This window comes from Rhizobium sp. RU20A (assembly GCF_900155885.1).
Classification (GTDB): Bacteria; Pseudomonadota; Alphaproteobacteria; order Rhizobiales; family Rhizobiaceae; genus RU20A.
The window spans coordinates 42,076-57,544 of sequence record NZ_FTMB01000013.1 but is presented as its reverse complement, the minus strand read 5'-3'; the positions used below and the strand labels follow the sequence as shown (position 1 = coordinate 57,544).

Annotated in this window: 11 protein-coding genes and 2 pseudogenes; 4 read left to right on the top strand and 9 right to left on the bottom strand. The window is 64.9% G+C overall.

All coding sequences use genetic code 11. The annotated features are described in order from the left end of the window. Positions 1-111: 111 nt before the first annotated feature. From F3H41_RS20065 to F3H41_RS20040, 6 genes are all read right to left on the bottom strand, one after another. Positions 112-1,275, bottom strand: coding sequence for an iron-containing alcohol dehydrogenase (locus F3H41_RS20065; RefSeq protein ID WP_149740476.1), 1,164 nt, complete (start codon positions 1,273-1,275; stop codon positions 112-114). Between the two features lie 19 nt (positions 1,276-1,294). After that, positions 1,295-2,125, bottom strand: a complete 831-nt coding sequence (locus F3H41_RS20060) for an ABC transporter permease (RefSeq protein ID WP_149740474.1) — start codon at positions 2,123-2,125, stop codon at positions 1,295-1,297. Further along, entirely contained in the window at positions 2,122-3,000 is an 879-nt protein-coding gene (locus F3H41_RS20055) for an ABC transporter permease (protein WP_149740473.1), read from the bottom strand. Before F3H41_RS20055 ends, F3H41_RS20060 begins: the two co-directional genes overlap by 4 nt. A 3-nt stretch (positions 3,001-3,003) precedes the next feature. Continuing rightward, the gene (locus F3H41_RS20050) at positions 3,004-4,101 is read right to left on the bottom strand and encodes an ABC transporter ATP-binding protein (protein ID WP_188129557.1); all 1,098 of its coding nucleotides are present in this window, start codon (positions 4,099-4,101) and stop codon (positions 3,004-3,006) included. Between the two features lie 78 nt (positions 4,102-4,179). Continuing rightward, the gene (locus F3H41_RS20045) at positions 4,180-5,310 is read right to left on the bottom strand and encodes a PotD/PotF family extracellular solute-binding protein (RefSeq protein ID WP_149740470.1); all 1,131 of its coding nucleotides are present in this window, start codon (positions 5,308-5,310) and stop codon (positions 4,180-4,182) included. A 153-nt stretch (positions 5,311-5,463) separates the two neighbouring features. Further along, positions 5,464-6,807, bottom strand: coding sequence for a glutamine synthetase (locus F3H41_RS20040; RefSeq protein ID WP_149740469.1), 1,344 nt, complete (start codon positions 6,805-6,807; stop codon positions 5,464-5,466). Positions 6,808-7,014: 207 nt separating this feature from the next. On the opposite strand from F3H41_RS20040, the gene F3H41_RS20035 reads away from it, so the two are divergent. Next, positions 7,015-7,797, top strand: a complete 783-nt coding sequence (locus tag F3H41_RS20035; RefSeq protein ID WP_149740467.1) for a LuxR C-terminal-related transcriptional regulator — start codon at positions 7,015-7,017, stop codon at positions 7,795-7,797. Positions 7,798-7,956: 159 nt separating this feature from the next. Here F3H41_RS20035 and F3H41_RS20030 read toward each other — a convergent pair. Together F3H41_RS20030 and F3H41_RS20025 are read right to left on the bottom strand one after the other, a co-directional pair. Then, positions 7,957-8,439 (bottom strand): annotated as a pseudogene (locus F3H41_RS20030) (GNAT family N-acetyltransferase). Positions 8,440-8,511: 72 nt separating this feature from the next. After that, the gene (locus F3H41_RS20025) at positions 8,512-9,501 is read right to left on the bottom strand and encodes a bile acid:sodium symporter family protein (protein WP_149740466.1); all 990 of its coding nucleotides are present in this window, start codon (positions 9,499-9,501) and stop codon (positions 8,512-8,514) included. Positions 9,502-9,706: 205 nt separating this feature from the next. Between F3H41_RS20025 and F3H41_RS21650 the strand changes: the two are divergent. Further along, a pseudogene (locus F3H41_RS21650) lies at positions 9,707-10,107 on the top strand (LysR substrate-binding domain-containing protein); the annotation flags it as partial. Between the two features lie 18 nt (positions 10,108-10,125). Here F3H41_RS21650 and F3H41_RS20015 read toward each other — a convergent pair. Beyond that, the gene (locus F3H41_RS20015) at positions 10,126-10,995 is read right to left on the bottom strand and encodes a LysR family transcriptional regulator (protein ID WP_149740465.1); all 870 of its coding nucleotides are present in this window, start codon (positions 10,993-10,995) and stop codon (positions 10,126-10,128) included. Between the two features lie 124 nt (positions 10,996-11,119). Here F3H41_RS20015 and F3H41_RS20010 point away from each other — a divergent pair, with 124 nt between their 5' ends. After that, positions 11,120-12,784 carry a proton-conducting transporter membrane subunit gene (locus F3H41_RS20010; RefSeq protein ID WP_149740464.1) on the top strand — a complete coding sequence of 555 codons (1,665 nt, stop codon included), beginning with the start codon at positions 11,120-11,122 and terminating at the stop codon, positions 12,782-12,784. 4 nt (positions 12,785-12,788) lie between these two features. Further along, on the top strand, positions 12,789-15,275 hold the full coding sequence (locus tag F3H41_RS20005) for a DUF2309 domain-containing protein (RefSeq protein ID WP_149740463.1): 2,487 nt from the start codon (positions 12,789-12,791) through the stop codon (positions 15,273-15,275). Positions 15,276-15,469: the final 194 nt, after the last annotated feature.

Here is a 15,469-nt window from a genome sequence, read left to right as displayed (position 1 = left end):
CGGTGACGGCGTCTGGTTTTCCAGATCTTGCTGCGATGGTTGTGAATGTCGCTCGTGCCGGTACGGAGCCGGAATCGGGCAAGGCGACGCGCGCGGTCGTCCTGACCGATCTTAAAGGGCCGCGCGCAGGATCGTCTCGAGCGCCGCCCTGTCGAGGGGCACGGGATTGCCGCCAGCACAGGGGTCGCGTTCGCCCATGGCGGCGACCCTGGCAATGTCGATGTCGCCAAGCCCCATGCCGGAGAGCGTCTGCGGGATGGACAGACGCTCCCTGAGGGTCAAGATCCAGTCGATGACACCGTCCGCACCCGGCCTTTCAAGGTCGAGGAAGCGCGACAGGAGATCGAGCTTGTCGGCTATGGCCGGCGCGTTGAAGCGCAGCACGTAGGGCATCAGAACCGCATTCAACAGGCCATGATGGGCATCGTGGAGGGCGCCGAGGGGATGGGCGAGCGCATGGATCGCGCCGAGGCCCTTCTGCAGGGCGACGCAGCCCATGCCGGAGGCGATTAGCATCTGCGCACGGGCTTCAAGATTGCTGCCATCCTCCACCGCGGCGGGCAGCCAGGTCTTGATGAGGCGAAGCGCATTCAACGCGATGCCCTCGGCCATCGGGTGGAAGCTCGGCGCCGAGAAGGCTTCGAGCGCATGCGAGAGCGCATCCATTCCGGTTGCCGCCGTGATGGGGGCGGGCAACCCGACGGTCAGTTCAGGATCCATGATGACGATGGCCGGCATCATGCGCGGATGGAAGATGATGACCTTCCGATGCTCATCATCATGGGTGATGACGGAGGAGCGGCCAAGCTCCGAGCCCGTGCCCGCCGTCGTCGGAATGGCGATGACGGGGGTCAGGCGCGAGGTGTCGGCCCGCATGAAATTGTCGCCAATATCCTCGAAATCCCATATGGGGCGTGACTGGCTGGCCATGAAGGCAATGGCCTTGGCAGCATCGAGCGCACTGCCGCCGCCGATCGCGACCACGACATCATTGCCGCCGGTCTTCATCGCTTCCACGCCGTCGGCGACGTTCCTGCCGGTCGGGTTCGGCTTGACCTCGGAATAGAGGCGGGGCTGCAGGCCGCCTTTCCGCAGCACGTCGAGGGTGCGGTGCACCGGGAAAAGGTCCTTGAGCCCCGCATCGGTCACCACCAGCGGGCGCGCCGCGCCGAGTTCGCGCACGAAGGCCGCAAGCGCCTCGATTCGGCCTGCGCCAAAGCGCACGGCGGTCGGGAAACTCCAGTTCGAGGCGGTGGCGGCAGTGTGCAGGGACATGATGAAAACCTTTCGGCTGTCAACTGCCGGCAGCCGCCTGCCGTTTCAGCGCGCGGCGGCGCATGTATTCGGCAAGGGCGACGAGCAGAAGGGCCGGTATGAAGTTGAGGGTGGCGAGGGCCGGATAGATTGGCGAGGAGCCGACGGCGATGCCGCTGTAAACGAAGACCGGAAGCGTGCGTGCCGTCCCGGAAAGGGAATAGGAGATGTAGAAGTTTCCCCACGACAGCAGGAAGGAGAAGGTGGCGGCGGAGAAGATGCCGGGCCACAGCAGCGGGAACGTGACTTCGCGGAAGACCTCCCAGCCCGAAGCGCCGGCATCGCGGGCCGCATCCTCCAGCGTCTCGTCAAAGCCATGGACCTGCACGGCGACGATGACGAGCGCAAAGGGGGTGATGTAGACGATATGCCCGATCACGACGGTCACCAGCCCCGTCGAAAAGCCGAGCCAATTGCCAAGCACCGAAAACCAGAGCAGCATGACCACGCCGAGCAGCAATTGCGGGAAGAGCAGCGGCGCAAAGGTAACCGCGCGGAAAAGCGATTGCAGGCGGAACCGGTATCGGATCCAGGCAAGGGCGCCGGCGGTGCCGAAAACGGTTGCAAAGACGGTCGAGACCGCTGCGACGATCGCAGAATTCGCGACGGCCGGCAGGAAGTCCGGCTTGCGGAACAACTCTCCATACCATGCGAACGAGAACCCTTCGATCGGCAGGGTCAGCACCCGGCTGGAGGTGAAGGAGAAGGCGACGAGCGTCACGATCGGCACGTAGAAGAAGACAAGCAGCAAGACCACGCTGCCGACCAGCGCCGTATCGAGCACCATGTCCTTGACGCGGGTTGTCCTCATGCCGCAGCCCTCCGCTTGCCGAAGGGGTTGCGCAGCGCGATCACGCCGACAAGGGCGAGCGTCAGCGCGCCGATCAGGATCAGCACCAGGGTTAAAGCCGCGCCGAGCGGCCAGTTGACGCGGGTCTCGAAGCTCTGGCGGATCAGTTCCGAGGCCAGCGGCGCCGTACCGCCACCGAGCACCCTCGGCTCAAGGAAGGCGCCGAGACTGAGGACGAAAACCAGGATGGCGCCGGAGTAAAGGCCGGGACGGGCAAGCGGCAGCGTGACTTCGAAGAAGGCGCGCACGCGCGACGCCCCCGCATCATAGGCGGCCAGCAGCAGGTCGCGGTCGATCCTGACCAGCGAGAGATAGATGGTGAACATCGGATAGACGACGAGATTGTAGACCATGCCGATCATCGTTCCCGCAGGGCTGAAGAGCAGGTTGAGCGCCTCCGCCGGGAAGCCGAGATGGGCAAGCAGCCAGTTGGCCACGCCGTTCTTGTCGAGCACCAGGATCCAGCCGAAGGTCTTCAGCACGGCATCGGTCAGGAAGGCGAAGATGATGAGGATCTGGATGGCGGTGCTGTAGCTTTTCAGCCGCGTCGCGAGCGCATAGGCCGCCGGGAAGGCGATCAGGACGCACAACACCACGCAGATCAGCGCCATCACCATGGTCCTGCCCATGATCGTCCAGTAGTGCGGCTTGGAGAAGACCTCCGTCCAGATCTTCAGATCCCAGGTCCAGACCAGCCGGTAATATTGCGTCGTCTGGAACGTCAGCACGGCCGTCATGACAAGCGGCACCAGGAAGAAGACCAGCATGACGAGGGCAAGCGGCGCCACCGCGGCGATCAGGACGGGATCTCTCCAGCTTTTCTGTTCGATCTTCATGCTTCACTCCGAAAGCAGGAAGGCGGCAGCGGGATCGAAACCGATCCGCACGGTTTCGCCGACCTTCGCGGGAAGCATGATCGACCCGGCGAGATCCATCACCACCGGCGCATCGAGCCCTGTCACGCGCACCCGGTACTGGGTGGACGATCCCTTGATGAAATACTCCTCCACCATGCCCGTCATCGACCAGACGCCATTTTCCCCCGTTGCATCGAGGAAGCGGATGGTCTCCGGACGCACGAGAAGGGCCGTGCCGTTTGGCGTCAACGAGGGGGAGACATGGTCGGCGGCAAGCCGTGCAGGCGCGCCGGTCGCGAGCGGCGATGTCACCGTCATGGCGCCGTTACCCGCCGGTTCGGCGCGGACGGGCAGGAAGTTGGTCTCGCCGATGAAGCCGGCGACGAAGCTGTTTGCGGGGCGGTAATAGATGTCCGTCGGCGTGCCGATCTGGATGACGCGCCCCGACCGCATGACGCAGATGCGATCGGCCAGCATCATCGCTTCCTCGAGATCGTGGGTCACCAGGACAAAGCTCGTGCCGATCTCCCGGTGCAGCTTCTTCAGCTCTGCCTGCAGCGACTTCTTGAGCTTGGCATCGAGCGCGCTCATCGGCTCGTCGAGCAGCAGCACGCTCGGCTTCGAGACGAGCGCGCGGGCAAGCGCCACGCGCTGCTGCTCGCCGCCGGAGAGCTGCGCGGGATAGCGGTCGAGATACTCCGGCTTCAGGTGCATCAGATCGATCATGGCGCGCACGCGCGCCTCGATCTCGACCCTGGCGACCTTCTGGAGTTTCAAGGGAAAGGCGATGTTGTCGGCCACCGTCTTGTGGGGAAAGAGCGCGAGCTTCTGGAACACCATGCGGGTCGGCCGGGCCGCGGCCGGAACGCCGGCCATGTCATCGCCCCGGATGCTCAGGCTGCCGCCGGTCAGGTCCTCGAAGCCGGCGAGGATCTTCAGCAGCGTCGTCTTTCCGCAACCGGACGGGCCGACAAGCGCGACGAATTCCCCCGCACCGACTTGCAGCGAAACGCCGTGAAGCGCGCGGGCCGCGCCATAATCCTTGACGATGGTGACGGCGTCGATGATCGGGCTTGCCAACGCTTCCATTCCCCCAGACCGGTTACCTGTCGAAACATCCGGCCCGCAGGGTCATGCGGGCCGGACACGGGGCTACGCTCAGCGCGCGGCCAGTTCTTCCTGCCAGATCGCCAGCATGTCGTCGATGTTGGGCGCAACGCGGTGGAACTGGCTGTTGTCCCAGGCCGTCCACATGTAGTCCATCTGCAGAGCCTTGCGCTCCTGTTCGGAAAACAGCGCTTCCGCCTTCGCGTTGGGGACGAGATTGCAGGTGGCCTCGGTGATCGCCAACTGCTTGGCGACATCAGGAGAGACGATGTATTTCAGGAAGTCGGCGGCGATCTGCGAGTTCTTGCCGTTGTCGATGAGACCGGTCGCCTCCATCCAGATGATGCCCTGCTTCAGGCCGTTCTTCGGCTCGGGCACGATGGACTGGATGTAATCATGGCCCTTCATGCGAAGCGCCGAGGTGCAGTAGGTGCCCCCGCCGATCAGCGCGCGGAAGGAGCCGTCGATCAGGCCTTTCTGGGCGATGGCAAGATCGGCCACGATCGCGCGGGTGTTCTTGAAGGCCGCACGCAGCACCTTGCGCACCTCTTCCAGCGCCTTGTCGTCCAGTTCCTCATAGGGGTTGACGCCGGCATAGAGTGCCAGCGGCATGATCGGCCAGTCACCCCAGTCCAGAAGGCAGATCTTGTCCTTGTAGGCGCTGTCGAAGACAGGCGCATAGCTCGACCAGGTTTCAAGTGTGTCGAACTTGGTGTTGACGGTCGGTCCGACCCAGCCCCAGCGGGTCGGCAGGCCAGTCGCCTTGCTGTCGTGCTGCAACGGGGCGAAGGGCGCGGCAAATTGCGGATAGAACTCCGCATACTGCTCGGCGAATTCGGCATCGTCGAGATAACGGCAGAACCCTGCCGGACCCATGCGCTGGATCCATGGGCTGTCGGAGGAGACGAGATCGAAATCGCGCGATGCACCCGCCGCGAGCTTGGCAAAGCCGCCGGCGGAATCAGTGATAAGGTCGACCGAAATCGAGACGTCCTTGGACTTTTGAAACGGATCGAGGATGCCGGGGGCATTGTAGCCTTCCCAGCACATGTAGTTCAGGCTTTCGGCCGCGTGGGCAGCGCCGGGTCTTGCAAGAAAGCTGCCGACGATGGCGGCGGCGCCGAGCCCGCCCATGCCCTGGAGCACGGCGCGGCGATTGAGGTCTGCTGTTCCCTTTGTCATTTTTCTTCCCTTTCCTTCGTCCCAGTCTTTACCACGTCAGGAGCGCTGTCCCCTGACGCATCATCAGATCGATCCTCGTTCCCCGCCGGCCGGATGACGCCCGATGCCTTGTTTTCCTGCCGCCTTGTCCTCACACTTCGGCTGGGAAATGTCCTAGACGACGCCGAGATAGCGCCTCAGTTCCCACTCGCTGACTTGTTTCTGATAGGCCGAAAACTCCACCTCGCGGCTTTCCACGAAGCTTGCGACGAAATCGCCGCCGAAGAGTGCGGTTGCGGCACGGCTTGCCTTCAGCCGTTGTGCCGCATCCCAGAGGTCGCGCGGGAAGACGGTTTCGGCAGCGGGCCTGGCGAGATAGAAATTCTCGGCGCTGCCGGCAGGCGGCTCGATGCCGTTCTCCATGCCGTAAAGGCCGGCGCCCAGCATCATGGCGAGCGCGAGGTAGGGATTGGTGTCTGCCGAGGGCACGCGGAATTCGAGCCGTGTCGCATCTGGATTGTCATTGATGACGCGCAGGGCGGCGGTGCGGTTTTGTACGCCCCAGTTCGACGCCGTCGGCGCCCAGGCGCCCGGCACCAGACGCTTGTAGGCGTTGACGGTGGAAGAGCACATGGCGAGCAGTTCCGGCATCAGCTGCAACAGCCCGCCGATGAAGTGACGGGCGGCGGTGCTGAGCCCGTCCGGCTGCGCGCGATCCGCAAAGACCGGATTGCCTTGCTTGTCCCGCAGCGAAAGATGCAGATGGCCCGACTGGCCGGACAGGGAGGGCGAGAGCTTGGACATGAAGCTCACGGTCAGGTCGTTGCGGGCAAAGTAGGAGCGGGCGAAGTTCTTGAACAGGAGGGCGTCGTCCGCCGCCTTGATGCCACCGGCATAGACAAGCGGCGCTTCGAAGCAGCCCGGTCCAAGCTCCGTGTGGATGGCATCGAGGTGCACATCCATGACACCCATCGTCTCCTCGAGACCTTCGAGTAGGTCGCCATGAAGGGCCGATGTCTGCAGCGAATAGGTGCGATTGCCCTGCGCAAAATGGGTGAGGTCGCGGTAATCCTTCGCCTTCATCGTTTCGGCCGTCTCGTCGAACACGAAGAATTCGAACTCGAAGGCAGAAAAGACGTCAAAACCCAGCGCTTTCGCCTTGGCGATCTGGTCAAGGCAGACATTTCGCGGTGTGCGCCGGCCAAATTCTCCGGTAAAGTCGGCAAGGCAGAGCGCAGAGCGCTCGGCGAAGGGATAGGTGCGGATCGTGTCGGCAAAGAGCGCCGCCGGGCGGTCGATGAAGGCGCCGTCGCGGAACGTCTCCTCTGCTATGTCCCAGAAATACAGAACCTCGCAGAAGGGGTAGCCCTGCTTGGCCAGCTTCATCGCCTTTTCAGCCGAAACACGCTTGTCGCGGAACTCGCCTTCCGGATCGACCATGCCGATGTGGACGGCATCGGCACCCTTTTCCCGGATGATCCTCTCGAACACCTGCGCCGCTTCTGTCGTCTTCGTCATGTCTTTTGCCCCAGAATTGGCTTGAGGTTAGAGGAGCGTTCCGGTTAAAAAAATATCCCCAGAGGGATAGGGCAGGGGTGACGGTCTTGTGGCCGGAGCATATTCGCCGAAGCGGGATTTGCAGAAGCGCTCCTCCTGGTAGGATCGAGGCAGTCCGGGCGCATACCGCTGACGCGCTCAAGCGTCAAAAGGGGAAGGATCCGGTTGTTGATCAGCAATTTCGCAGCCTGGAACGGCGCGCTGGCCGAAGCGATGGCGGCCGTCGGCACGCCGGAATTTCCGGATCGGCTGGAGGACCTGCTGCGGATCGTCCTCGATTTCGACATCCTCATGGTGTTCGGCTATCGCGGCGTCGGGCGGCCGATCGTGCATTTCCACAATATCCGCGATTTACGGGCAGGGACGGTGATCGATGCCTACGTGGCCGGTCCCTATCTCCTCGATCCGTTTTACGCAGCCGCCACCAGCCCGGGTGTCGAGGGGGTGCGGCGCTTGCGCGACATGGCACCCGACCAGTTCTACAGTTCCGAATATTTCCGCCAGCATTATGCGCTGACCGGCATCCGCGACGAGGTGGGGATCATCTGTCGCCCGGCGCAAGACCATGGCGTCGTGCTGAGCTTCACCCGTCCGTTCAGCGCTCCCGCCTTCGGCCAGCGTGACCTGAGGAGCGTCCATGGCGCCGCGCCGGTCGTCAGGCCACTGCTTGAGAACCACCTCAACCGGGCCGCTACCGCCATGCGCCTTGACCAGCCGCCGGCGGATGCGATCAACCTCACGCTGACCCGCATGACCGACGGCCTCTTGACGCCCCGCGAAATCGAGATCACCTCGCTGATCCTGCGGGGCCATTCGACCATGTCGATTGCCGAACAGCTCGGAATCGTGGAGGGAACCGTCAAGATCCACCGGAAGAACATCTACCACAAGCTCGGCATTTCCTCCCAGGCCGAACTCTTCGGAACCTTCATCCGTCAACTTTCCCTCTAGGGCTCGCCCTTTTCGCCCCATCGACAAGAGGGGGCCGCACTTGGAAATAGAATGTACCCGCTACACGCGACTTCTCGGGTAATCAACGTTATGGAACCTGACGCCTGATCGTTTTCACCCGGGTTGGCCGCTCGTCCACGCGCCACGCGTGCGATGCGTCTAAAACTTGCGAAACATGATGAACGCGTCGACATAACCCAGCGACGGGTGAAGGAATGCCTCTGGGAGCCTGCCGACGATGTCAAAGCCGAGGGACTGCCACAGCCGCACCGCGCGTTCGTTGGTCCTGATGACAAAGTTGAACTGCATCGCCCGGAAACCCCGTGCTCGGGCATGGGTCAGCGAGTGCTCGTGCATCTGTCGGGCAACGCCGCGGCCACGTGCGGCAGTTCCCGTCATGTAGCCGCAATTGCAAACGTGCTGCCCGCCACCGGCGTGGTTGGCGTTGAGAAAGTAGGTGCCAACGATAAGACCGTTTTCTTCCGCAACGAAGGTGTCCCGTTGGGGAGCCATCCAGTAGGCCAAGGCGTCGTTTTCGCTGAGATCCGGGTCGAGCGCCTAGGTTTCGCCGCCGCGACTTGTCGGGCGCAGGATTTCCCAAATGGCACTTCGATCCTGGTCCGTTGCAGCTCGGATGAACATCGCTTTCCCTTTGAGCGCGCGGGATGGTGCCCCGCGCTTAGAAATGCCGTAACGGCAAAACAAGGCTTTCTCTCAGGCTGCCGCCTTGAGCACGCGCTCCGTCTGCGCCCTTTTCTGCGCAAAACCGCGCGCGAGCCAGGCGCAGACCATCAGCTGGATCTGATGGAACAGCATCAGCGGCAGGACGATGGCGCCGACCGACTGGCCGGCGAAGATGACGCCGGCCATGGGCACGCCGCTGGCAAGGCTCTTCTTCGAGCCGCAGAAAATCGCGGCAATCCGGTCCTCGCGGCTGAAGCCGAAGAGCTTCGAGGCAAAGGTGGTGATGAGGAGGACGATGACGAGAAGCGCAATGTCGAGGCCGATCACCAGCGCCAGATCGGCCGTCGAGACGTTCGACCAGATGCCTTCGATCACCGCATTGGAAAAGGCGAGATAGACCACCATCAGGATCGACCCGCGATCGACCGGCGCGAGCAGCGATTTGCGCGCCCGGATCCAGTTGCCGATGAAGGGCTGGAGAATCTGCCCCAGCACGAAGGGCGCGAAAAGCTGCAGCAGGATCTTCCAGATCATCTCAAGCGACACCCCGACGTGGCCACCCGCCGTGAAAAGGACAGCCACAAGCGCCGGCGTCAGGAACATGCCGAGGATGTTCGATGCGGATGCGGCGCAGATGGCAGCCGGCACATTGCCGCCAGCAATCGAGGTGAAGGCGATGGAGGACTGCACCGTCGAGGGCAGCACGCAGACATAGAGAAGGCCGAGATAGAGAGCCGGCGGGATCAGCCAGGGCGACAGGAGGCCGAGGAGCAGACCGAGCAGCGGAAAGACCACGAAGGTGACGGCGAGGATGAAGCTCTGCAGACGCCAATGCAGAAACCCGGCCACCACGACATCCGTTGAAAGCCGTGCGCCGTGAAGGAAGAACAGAAGGGCAATGGCGAGATTGGTCGCGAGGCCGAACCATTCGGCCGGCTCTCCGGCGATCGGCAGGAAGCTCGCCAGCACCACCGTGGCGACGAGCAGCAGCGTGAACGTATCGGGAAGGAGGCGCTTCATCGGCAATCTCGCTCGAATTTGGCTCGCTTGAATTTGGCTCGCTTGAATTTGGTTCGCGTGGGCCTGGACAGAGGCCCGACACTAGTTATCGTCAAATCCAATGCAAGAAATAACGGTCATCGGGAAACGTGATATTTTCAATCTCGTCCACCTGCGCAGCTTCGTTTCGATTGCCCAGCTCGGCAGTTTCACGATCGCCAGCCAGAAACTCGGGCTGCGCGAGCCGCTGGTCTGGCTGGCGGCCGCTCCGGAGGCCGTGCTGACCAAGCCCATCCTGCCACTCATTGTCTTTCCCGGCCGAGCGTGACGCGGACGCTGCTGATGGAGGCGCTCGATCGCACCAAGCACCCCTGGCGGATCGTCTGCTACAGCTAGAGCCTCGGCGGCCTGACGGCTGCGGCGCGGGCCGGCATGGGCGTCCTCGTCCAGCCCCGCAACCTCGTCGCGCCCTCCGGACTGCGGGAACTGCCACCGCAGGCCCTGCCGACGATGGAAGATGTCGAGTTCGTCCTCGTCGCCTCCGTCAGCGCCGGCCGCTACACGGTCTCCGCCGTCACCCGCCTCATCCGGGAGCGGGTGGCAAACGGTCTGCATGCCGCCCGCTGATCGCATTTTCACCCTCCCCTACCGGTTCAGCAGCGTCCGGATCAGCGGGTTGGGGAAGCGGCGTTTGGTGGTGACGGCGTAGAAGGTTTCGGTGAGGCCCGGCAGGGCGTCGAATTCGGTGAGCAGGCCCGTTTCGAGCTCGCCCTTGACGACGATGGGGGGGAGGACCGCGAGGCCGGCACCTTCGCGGGCGAGCAGGCGCATCATTGCCATGTCGTCCACTTCGGCGGCGATCTGCGGGGTGATGGCAAGGCGCGCGACCAGCGCATCGAACTGGGCGCGCACGCCGCTTTCCAGCGTCGGCAGCACCACCGGATGGCGGGCGAGGAGGTCGGCGAGGCTTTCGCCCGGCCTGCCATAGGCGGGGCGGCCGATCAGGCTGACGCGCTGCTCGTAGACGGTCTCAGCGATGAAGGACGTCACCGCATCGGCTCGCGGCGGCTGGTTGAGAAGGACGATGTCGAGGTTGAGCGCCTCGAGGCTGGAGAGAAGCTCGCCCGTGCTGCCCGAGCGCAGGATCATGTCGACGTCGCTGCGCCCGAGGATGGGGCGCAGGAACTCCATCTGGAAATTGCGTGACAACGTCGCCAGCGCGCCGATGCGGATGGCGCGGCGCGCCCGGCCGGTTTCCTTCAGCGTTTCCACCAGCTCCTCGCCGGCCGCGAAGATCGTATCGGCATGGTCGAGCGCGATACGCCCGGCCTCGGTGAGGTAAAGTTGCCGGCCGCGCCGCTCGAAGAGGGCCTGGCCGAGCCGCGTTTCCAGCTGCTTTATCTGGATCGACAGGGCCGATTGCGACAGGTTTAGCCGCTCGGCCGCCCGCGTCAGGTTTCCATCATGCGCAACGGCACGGAAGTAGCGCAGGTGATGATAGTTGAGCTCGGTCATTCATATATTTTATAGAACGATTTTCGATAAACAATGAATTTTTATTGAGTTCCTCCGGCTGCTATCAGCGCTTCCATACGGCCGCAATCGCCCTCCGGCACGCGGTCCAGACCGGAGACGCTCGATGATCCCACCTTTTACGCTGCCAGATCTTGCCCCGCATCTCATCTCGCTGGCGCGCGCCCTGCCGCTGCTGGCGCCGCTCGCGCTGGCCTTCGCATCCCTTTACGCATTCAAGGCGCCCGGCCTTCGCCCGCGTCGGGCGGTGCAGGTCGCCGAAGCCAGCGCGCTCGGCGCCATGCTCGTCGCCCTCCTCTCCGCCCTCGTTCTGGCGGCCTACGGGCCGGGCACCGGACCGGCGCTCGGCTATGGTCTCGTCGCCTTCGCCCCCCGGCTCGATCTCGTCAGCCTCATCCTGATGCTGCTCGTCTCCTTCATCGGCTGGCTGGTGCTGCGCTACGCCGGCACGTTTCTGGATGGCGAGCCGCGGCAGGGGCCCTTCACCGGCTTCATGACGGCAACCCTGGCTGCCGTTCTGATGCTGGTGCAGGCCGGCACGCTGCTGCAGCTCGTTGCGGCCTGGATCGTCACCAGCCTGCTTCTGCACCAGTTGCTGCTCTTCTATCCCGGACGGATCGCGGCCGCACGCGCTGCCCGCAAGAAGTTCATCGTCTCGCGCATCGGCGATGCGGCGCTGATCGGCGCGGCCGTGTTGCTGGCCATCGCCTACGGCACGGGCGACATCGGACAAATCCTTGCCGCTGCCCAGGCCGGCGAGAGCGCCGCATCCCAAAGCGCCCTGCCCGCCTTCGCCGCCGCGCTTCTGGCCCTCGCCGCCCTCCTGAAGTCGGCGCAGTTTCCGACCCATGGCTGGCTGACGGAGGTGATGGAAACCCCGACCCCGGTCTCGGCCCTCCTGCATGCGGGCATCGTCAATGCGGGCGGCTTCCTCCTGATCCGCTTTGCCGATGTCATGCTTCAGGCACCGGTGGTGCTGGCGGTTCTCGTCATGGTCGGCGGCTTTACCGCGCTCTTCGGCAGCGTCGTCATGCTCACCCAGTCGGCGGTCAAGTCCTCGCTCGCCTGGTCCACCGTGGCGCAGATGGGCTTCATGATCCTGCAGTGCGGTCTTGCGCTCTTCCCCATCGCGCTGCTGCACATCGTGGCCCACTCGCTCTACAAGGCCCATGCCTTCCTCTCCTCCGGCTCCGCCGTGGAAACGGTGGCGGCCATCCGTCGGCCGGGGCCGGTGGCGATCCCCGACGCGCGGGCGGTCGGCCGCGCCTTCCTGCTGGCACTCGCCATCTATGCGGTGATCGGCCTCCTCTTCGGCTTTGCGGACAAGCCGCCGCAGGCGCTGGCGCTTGGCGCCATCCTGATATTCGGCGTAGCCTACCTCATCGCGCAGGGCCTTGCCGATGCCGCGCCCAGGGCGCTGACCTGGCGCACCGCGCTCTACGCCGTCTCGGCCGCCACGGCCTATTTCGCCCTGCAGCGCCTCGCCGACTGGCTTCTGACCGGCACGCTTCCGGCAACGCCGGCGCCGGGGCCGCTCGAATGGACGCTGATGCTGCTGGCGGTCGTCACCTTCGGCGCCGTGGCCGTCGCCCAGTCGCTCTTCCCGCTCTGGGCCTACCACCCCGCAGCGGCGGGCCTGCGCGTACACCTCGCCAACGGGCTTTACGTCAATGCGCTCTTCGACCGGCTGATCGGCGGCTGGTCGACAGATAAAAAAACCGGGCTTTGCCCGTCGATTACCCCCCCTACCCCCGCCGCCATCAAGGAGTGATGCGATGACCAAGACGATCTCCCCTCAGACCCGGTCGGTGGATGCACGCTCCGTCGCCGCCCTGCATGTCGAGCCCCTGCACGGCGAAGCGCTTGCGAAGGCGGCCGACGCTGCGGTGAGAGCCATTCCGCCCGCCTTTCCCCTCACCGCGACCGTCGCCGTCAATCCTTTCCTCGGCCAGAGCGGTGAACGGCTGGAAATGGCGGCGGCGCGGCTTGCCCGCATCAGCGGCGTCCGCCTCGCCCTGCCCCGCAGCCATTACGCCGAGCGGATCGCGCGGGGCGAGATTACCGATGCCGATCTTCTTGCGGCGCTCTCCGCCGAGACGGCCGTCCGCGATCTCGATCCGGCCATCGATCTTGCCGCTCTGACGGCAGCGCTTGCCCATGAACCGGCGCCCGTCGAAGCCCTGCCGACCATCGCCGAGCTTTGCGCCCATGCGACGGGCAAGGACTGGCCGGGGCTGGTGGCGGACCGGATCGGCGTCTTTGCCGCCGGCTTTTTCGACGAGGGTCAGGCGCTCTGGGCCGCCTCGCGGCGCGGCGGGCTCTACACGGCCTGGCGGGCCTTCGCCAGCCACGACTTGACGCCGGAAATCATCGGCCTTTCCGGCTTCGGCGCCCATGTGGCGGCCACGCCGGAAGCGCCGGTGGACGCCATCGCGCGGGCCGCCATGACGCTTGGGCTCGGGGCCGATCCCGGCACCTATTTCCACCAGTTGCTGCTTGGCCTCGGCGGCACGGCGCAATTTGCCCGCCAGTTGCAGTTCACCGCCGACGTCGGCGGCGGCAGCGATACGACGGCGCTCGAGCTTCTGGCCATCCGGCTCGTCTTCGAGGAGGCGCTCTTCCTCAAGCACCAGCCCCTCGTCGGGAGTGACTGGCAGCGGGTGCGGACCAGCCACACGGCGCCGCTCGCGCCCGACGCCGAGATGATCATCGACGCCGTCCTCCAGGCGGCGGCCGAACGTGCCACGCAGCGCGTGCTCGGCGAAACGCTCGCCACACCCGCTCCGAGACCGGCCCTGCCACAGGGGACATCGGAACGGCCCATGGTGCAGGCCGCCTTCTGCATCGATGTGCGCTCCGAGGTCTTTCGCCGCGCGCTGGAAAGCCTCGATCCGGCTATCCGCACGCTCGGCTTTGCCGGCTTCTTCGGTCTCGGTGCGCAGCATCGCGGCTTTGCCTCCGACTGCGCCGAACACCGGTTGCCGGTTCTCCTGAAGCCCTCCGTCTTCAGCTGCAGCGCCGTGGATGGCCCCGAGGACAAGAGCGCCGAGGCCGACCGGCAGGCACGCTTCGGGGCCCGTGCCATCCGGGCCTGGGGCCGGTTCAAGCTCGCGGCCGTTTCCTCTTTCGCCTTCGTCGAGGCAATGGGGCCGGTCTATGCCGGCAAGCTTTTGCGCGACGGCTTCGGTTTCAGCGCCCACGGCAGCAAGGACCCAGCCCGGCCTCGCCTCGCGCCGCAGCCGGATGTTTCCGCGCGTGTCGCCATGGCACGGTCGGTGCTGAAGGCCATGTCGCTGACGACAGGGTTTGCCCGTTACGTGCTGATCGCCGGCCATGGCGCGAGCGTGACGAACAACCCCTTTGCAAGCGCCCTGCAATGCGGCGCCTGCGGCGGCCATGCCGGCGACGTCAATGCCCGGCTGCTTACCGGCCTCCTCAATGATCCCGCCGTGCGGGCGGCGCTTCGGCAAGAGGGGCCGCAGATCCCTGCCGATACGGTCTTCATTCCCGCCCTGCACGACACGACGACCGATGAGGTGACGCTCTTCGACGCGGATCTTACAACGCCGATCGATGCGGCCGACCGCAAGCGGCTGCGCCGCTGGCTGGCCGAGGCCGGGTGCCTTGCGCGGGCTGAACGCGCCCTTCGCCTTCACGGCGCGCGGGCGGAAAGTCTTGCCGCGCGCAGCCGCGACTGGTCGCAGGTGCGCCCCGAACTCGGCCTTGCCGGCTGCCGCGCCTTCATCGCCGCGCCGCGCGCCCGGACAGTGGGCCGGTCGCTTTCCGGCCAGGCCTTCCTGCATGATTATGACTGGCGCAGCGACACCGGCTTCAAGACGCTGGAACTCATCCTGACGGCGCCGGTGGTGGTGGCGAGCTGGATCAGCCTGCAATATTTCGGCTCGGCCATCGCCCCTGCCCTCTTCGGCGCGGGCAACAAGCTCCTGCACAATGTGGTGGGCGGCATCGGCGTTGCCGAAGGCAATGGCGGCAATCTCAGGGCTGGCCTGCCCTGGCAATCCGTGCATGACGGCGAGACCTTCATTCACGAACCGCTGCGGCTGACCGTCGTCGTCGAGGCACCCACGGAGGCGATCACCGACATCCTCGCCCGCCACCCGGCCGTGCGCGCGCTCTTCGACAATGGCTGGCTGTCCCTCGTCACACTCGACGATGAGGGCCGCATGGCCTCGCGCTATCGGGGCAATCTCGCCTGGTCGGGCGGCCGCGAAAATGCGGCCAAGTCGTCCGCAGCCGCGTGAGCGGTCTTGCGGGTCATCCCGTGACTGCCTGTGTCCGGATCACCATCGAACGCAGACAGTGACCCTTTGCGGCGGGCAGCCTGCCACCGCAAAGGCCGCGGATCAGGGCCCGGCGAAACCGCATGGTAAACCAATCCTCAAGATTGGAACCCAAGTTTCGATCGGTCGTTCAAACGAAACGGCAAGGGGTTTTT

Bases quoted from the DNA above. Each gene is read 5' to 3' on its own strand.
- F3H41_RS20015 (WP_149740465.1), bottom strand. From the start codon at position 10,995: ATGACCGAGCTCAACTATCATCACCTGCGCTACTTCCGTGCCGTTGCG.
- F3H41_RS20055 (WP_149740473.1), bottom strand. From the start codon at position 3,000: ATGAAGATCGAACAGAAAAGCTGGAGAGATCCCGTCCTGATCGCCGCG.
- F3H41_RS20025 (WP_149740466.1), bottom strand. From the start codon at position 9,501: ATGAAGCGCCTCCTTCCCGATACGTTCACGCTGCTGCTCGTCGCCACG.
- F3H41_RS20045 (WP_149740470.1), bottom strand. From the start codon at position 5,310: ATGACAAAGGGAACAGCAGACCTCAATCGCCGCGCCGTGCTCCAGGGC.
- F3H41_RS20065 (WP_149740476.1), bottom strand. From the start codon at position 1,275: ATGTCCCTGCACACTGCCGCCACCGCCTCGAACTGGAGTTTCCCGACC.
- F3H41_RS20060 (WP_149740474.1), bottom strand. From the start codon at position 2,125: ATGAGGACAACCCGCGTCAAGGACATGGTGCTCGATACGGCGCTGGTC.
- F3H41_RS20005 (WP_149740463.1), top strand. From the start codon at position 12,789: ATGACCAAGACGATCTCCCCTCAGACCCGGTCGGTGGATGCACGCTCC.
- F3H41_RS20040 (WP_149740469.1), bottom strand. From the start codon at position 6,807: ATGACGAAGACGACAGAAGCGGCGCAGGTGTTCGAGAGGATCATCCGG.
- F3H41_RS20010 (WP_149740464.1), top strand. From the start codon at position 11,120: ATGATCCCACCTTTTACGCTGCCAGATCTTGCCCCGCATCTCATCTCG.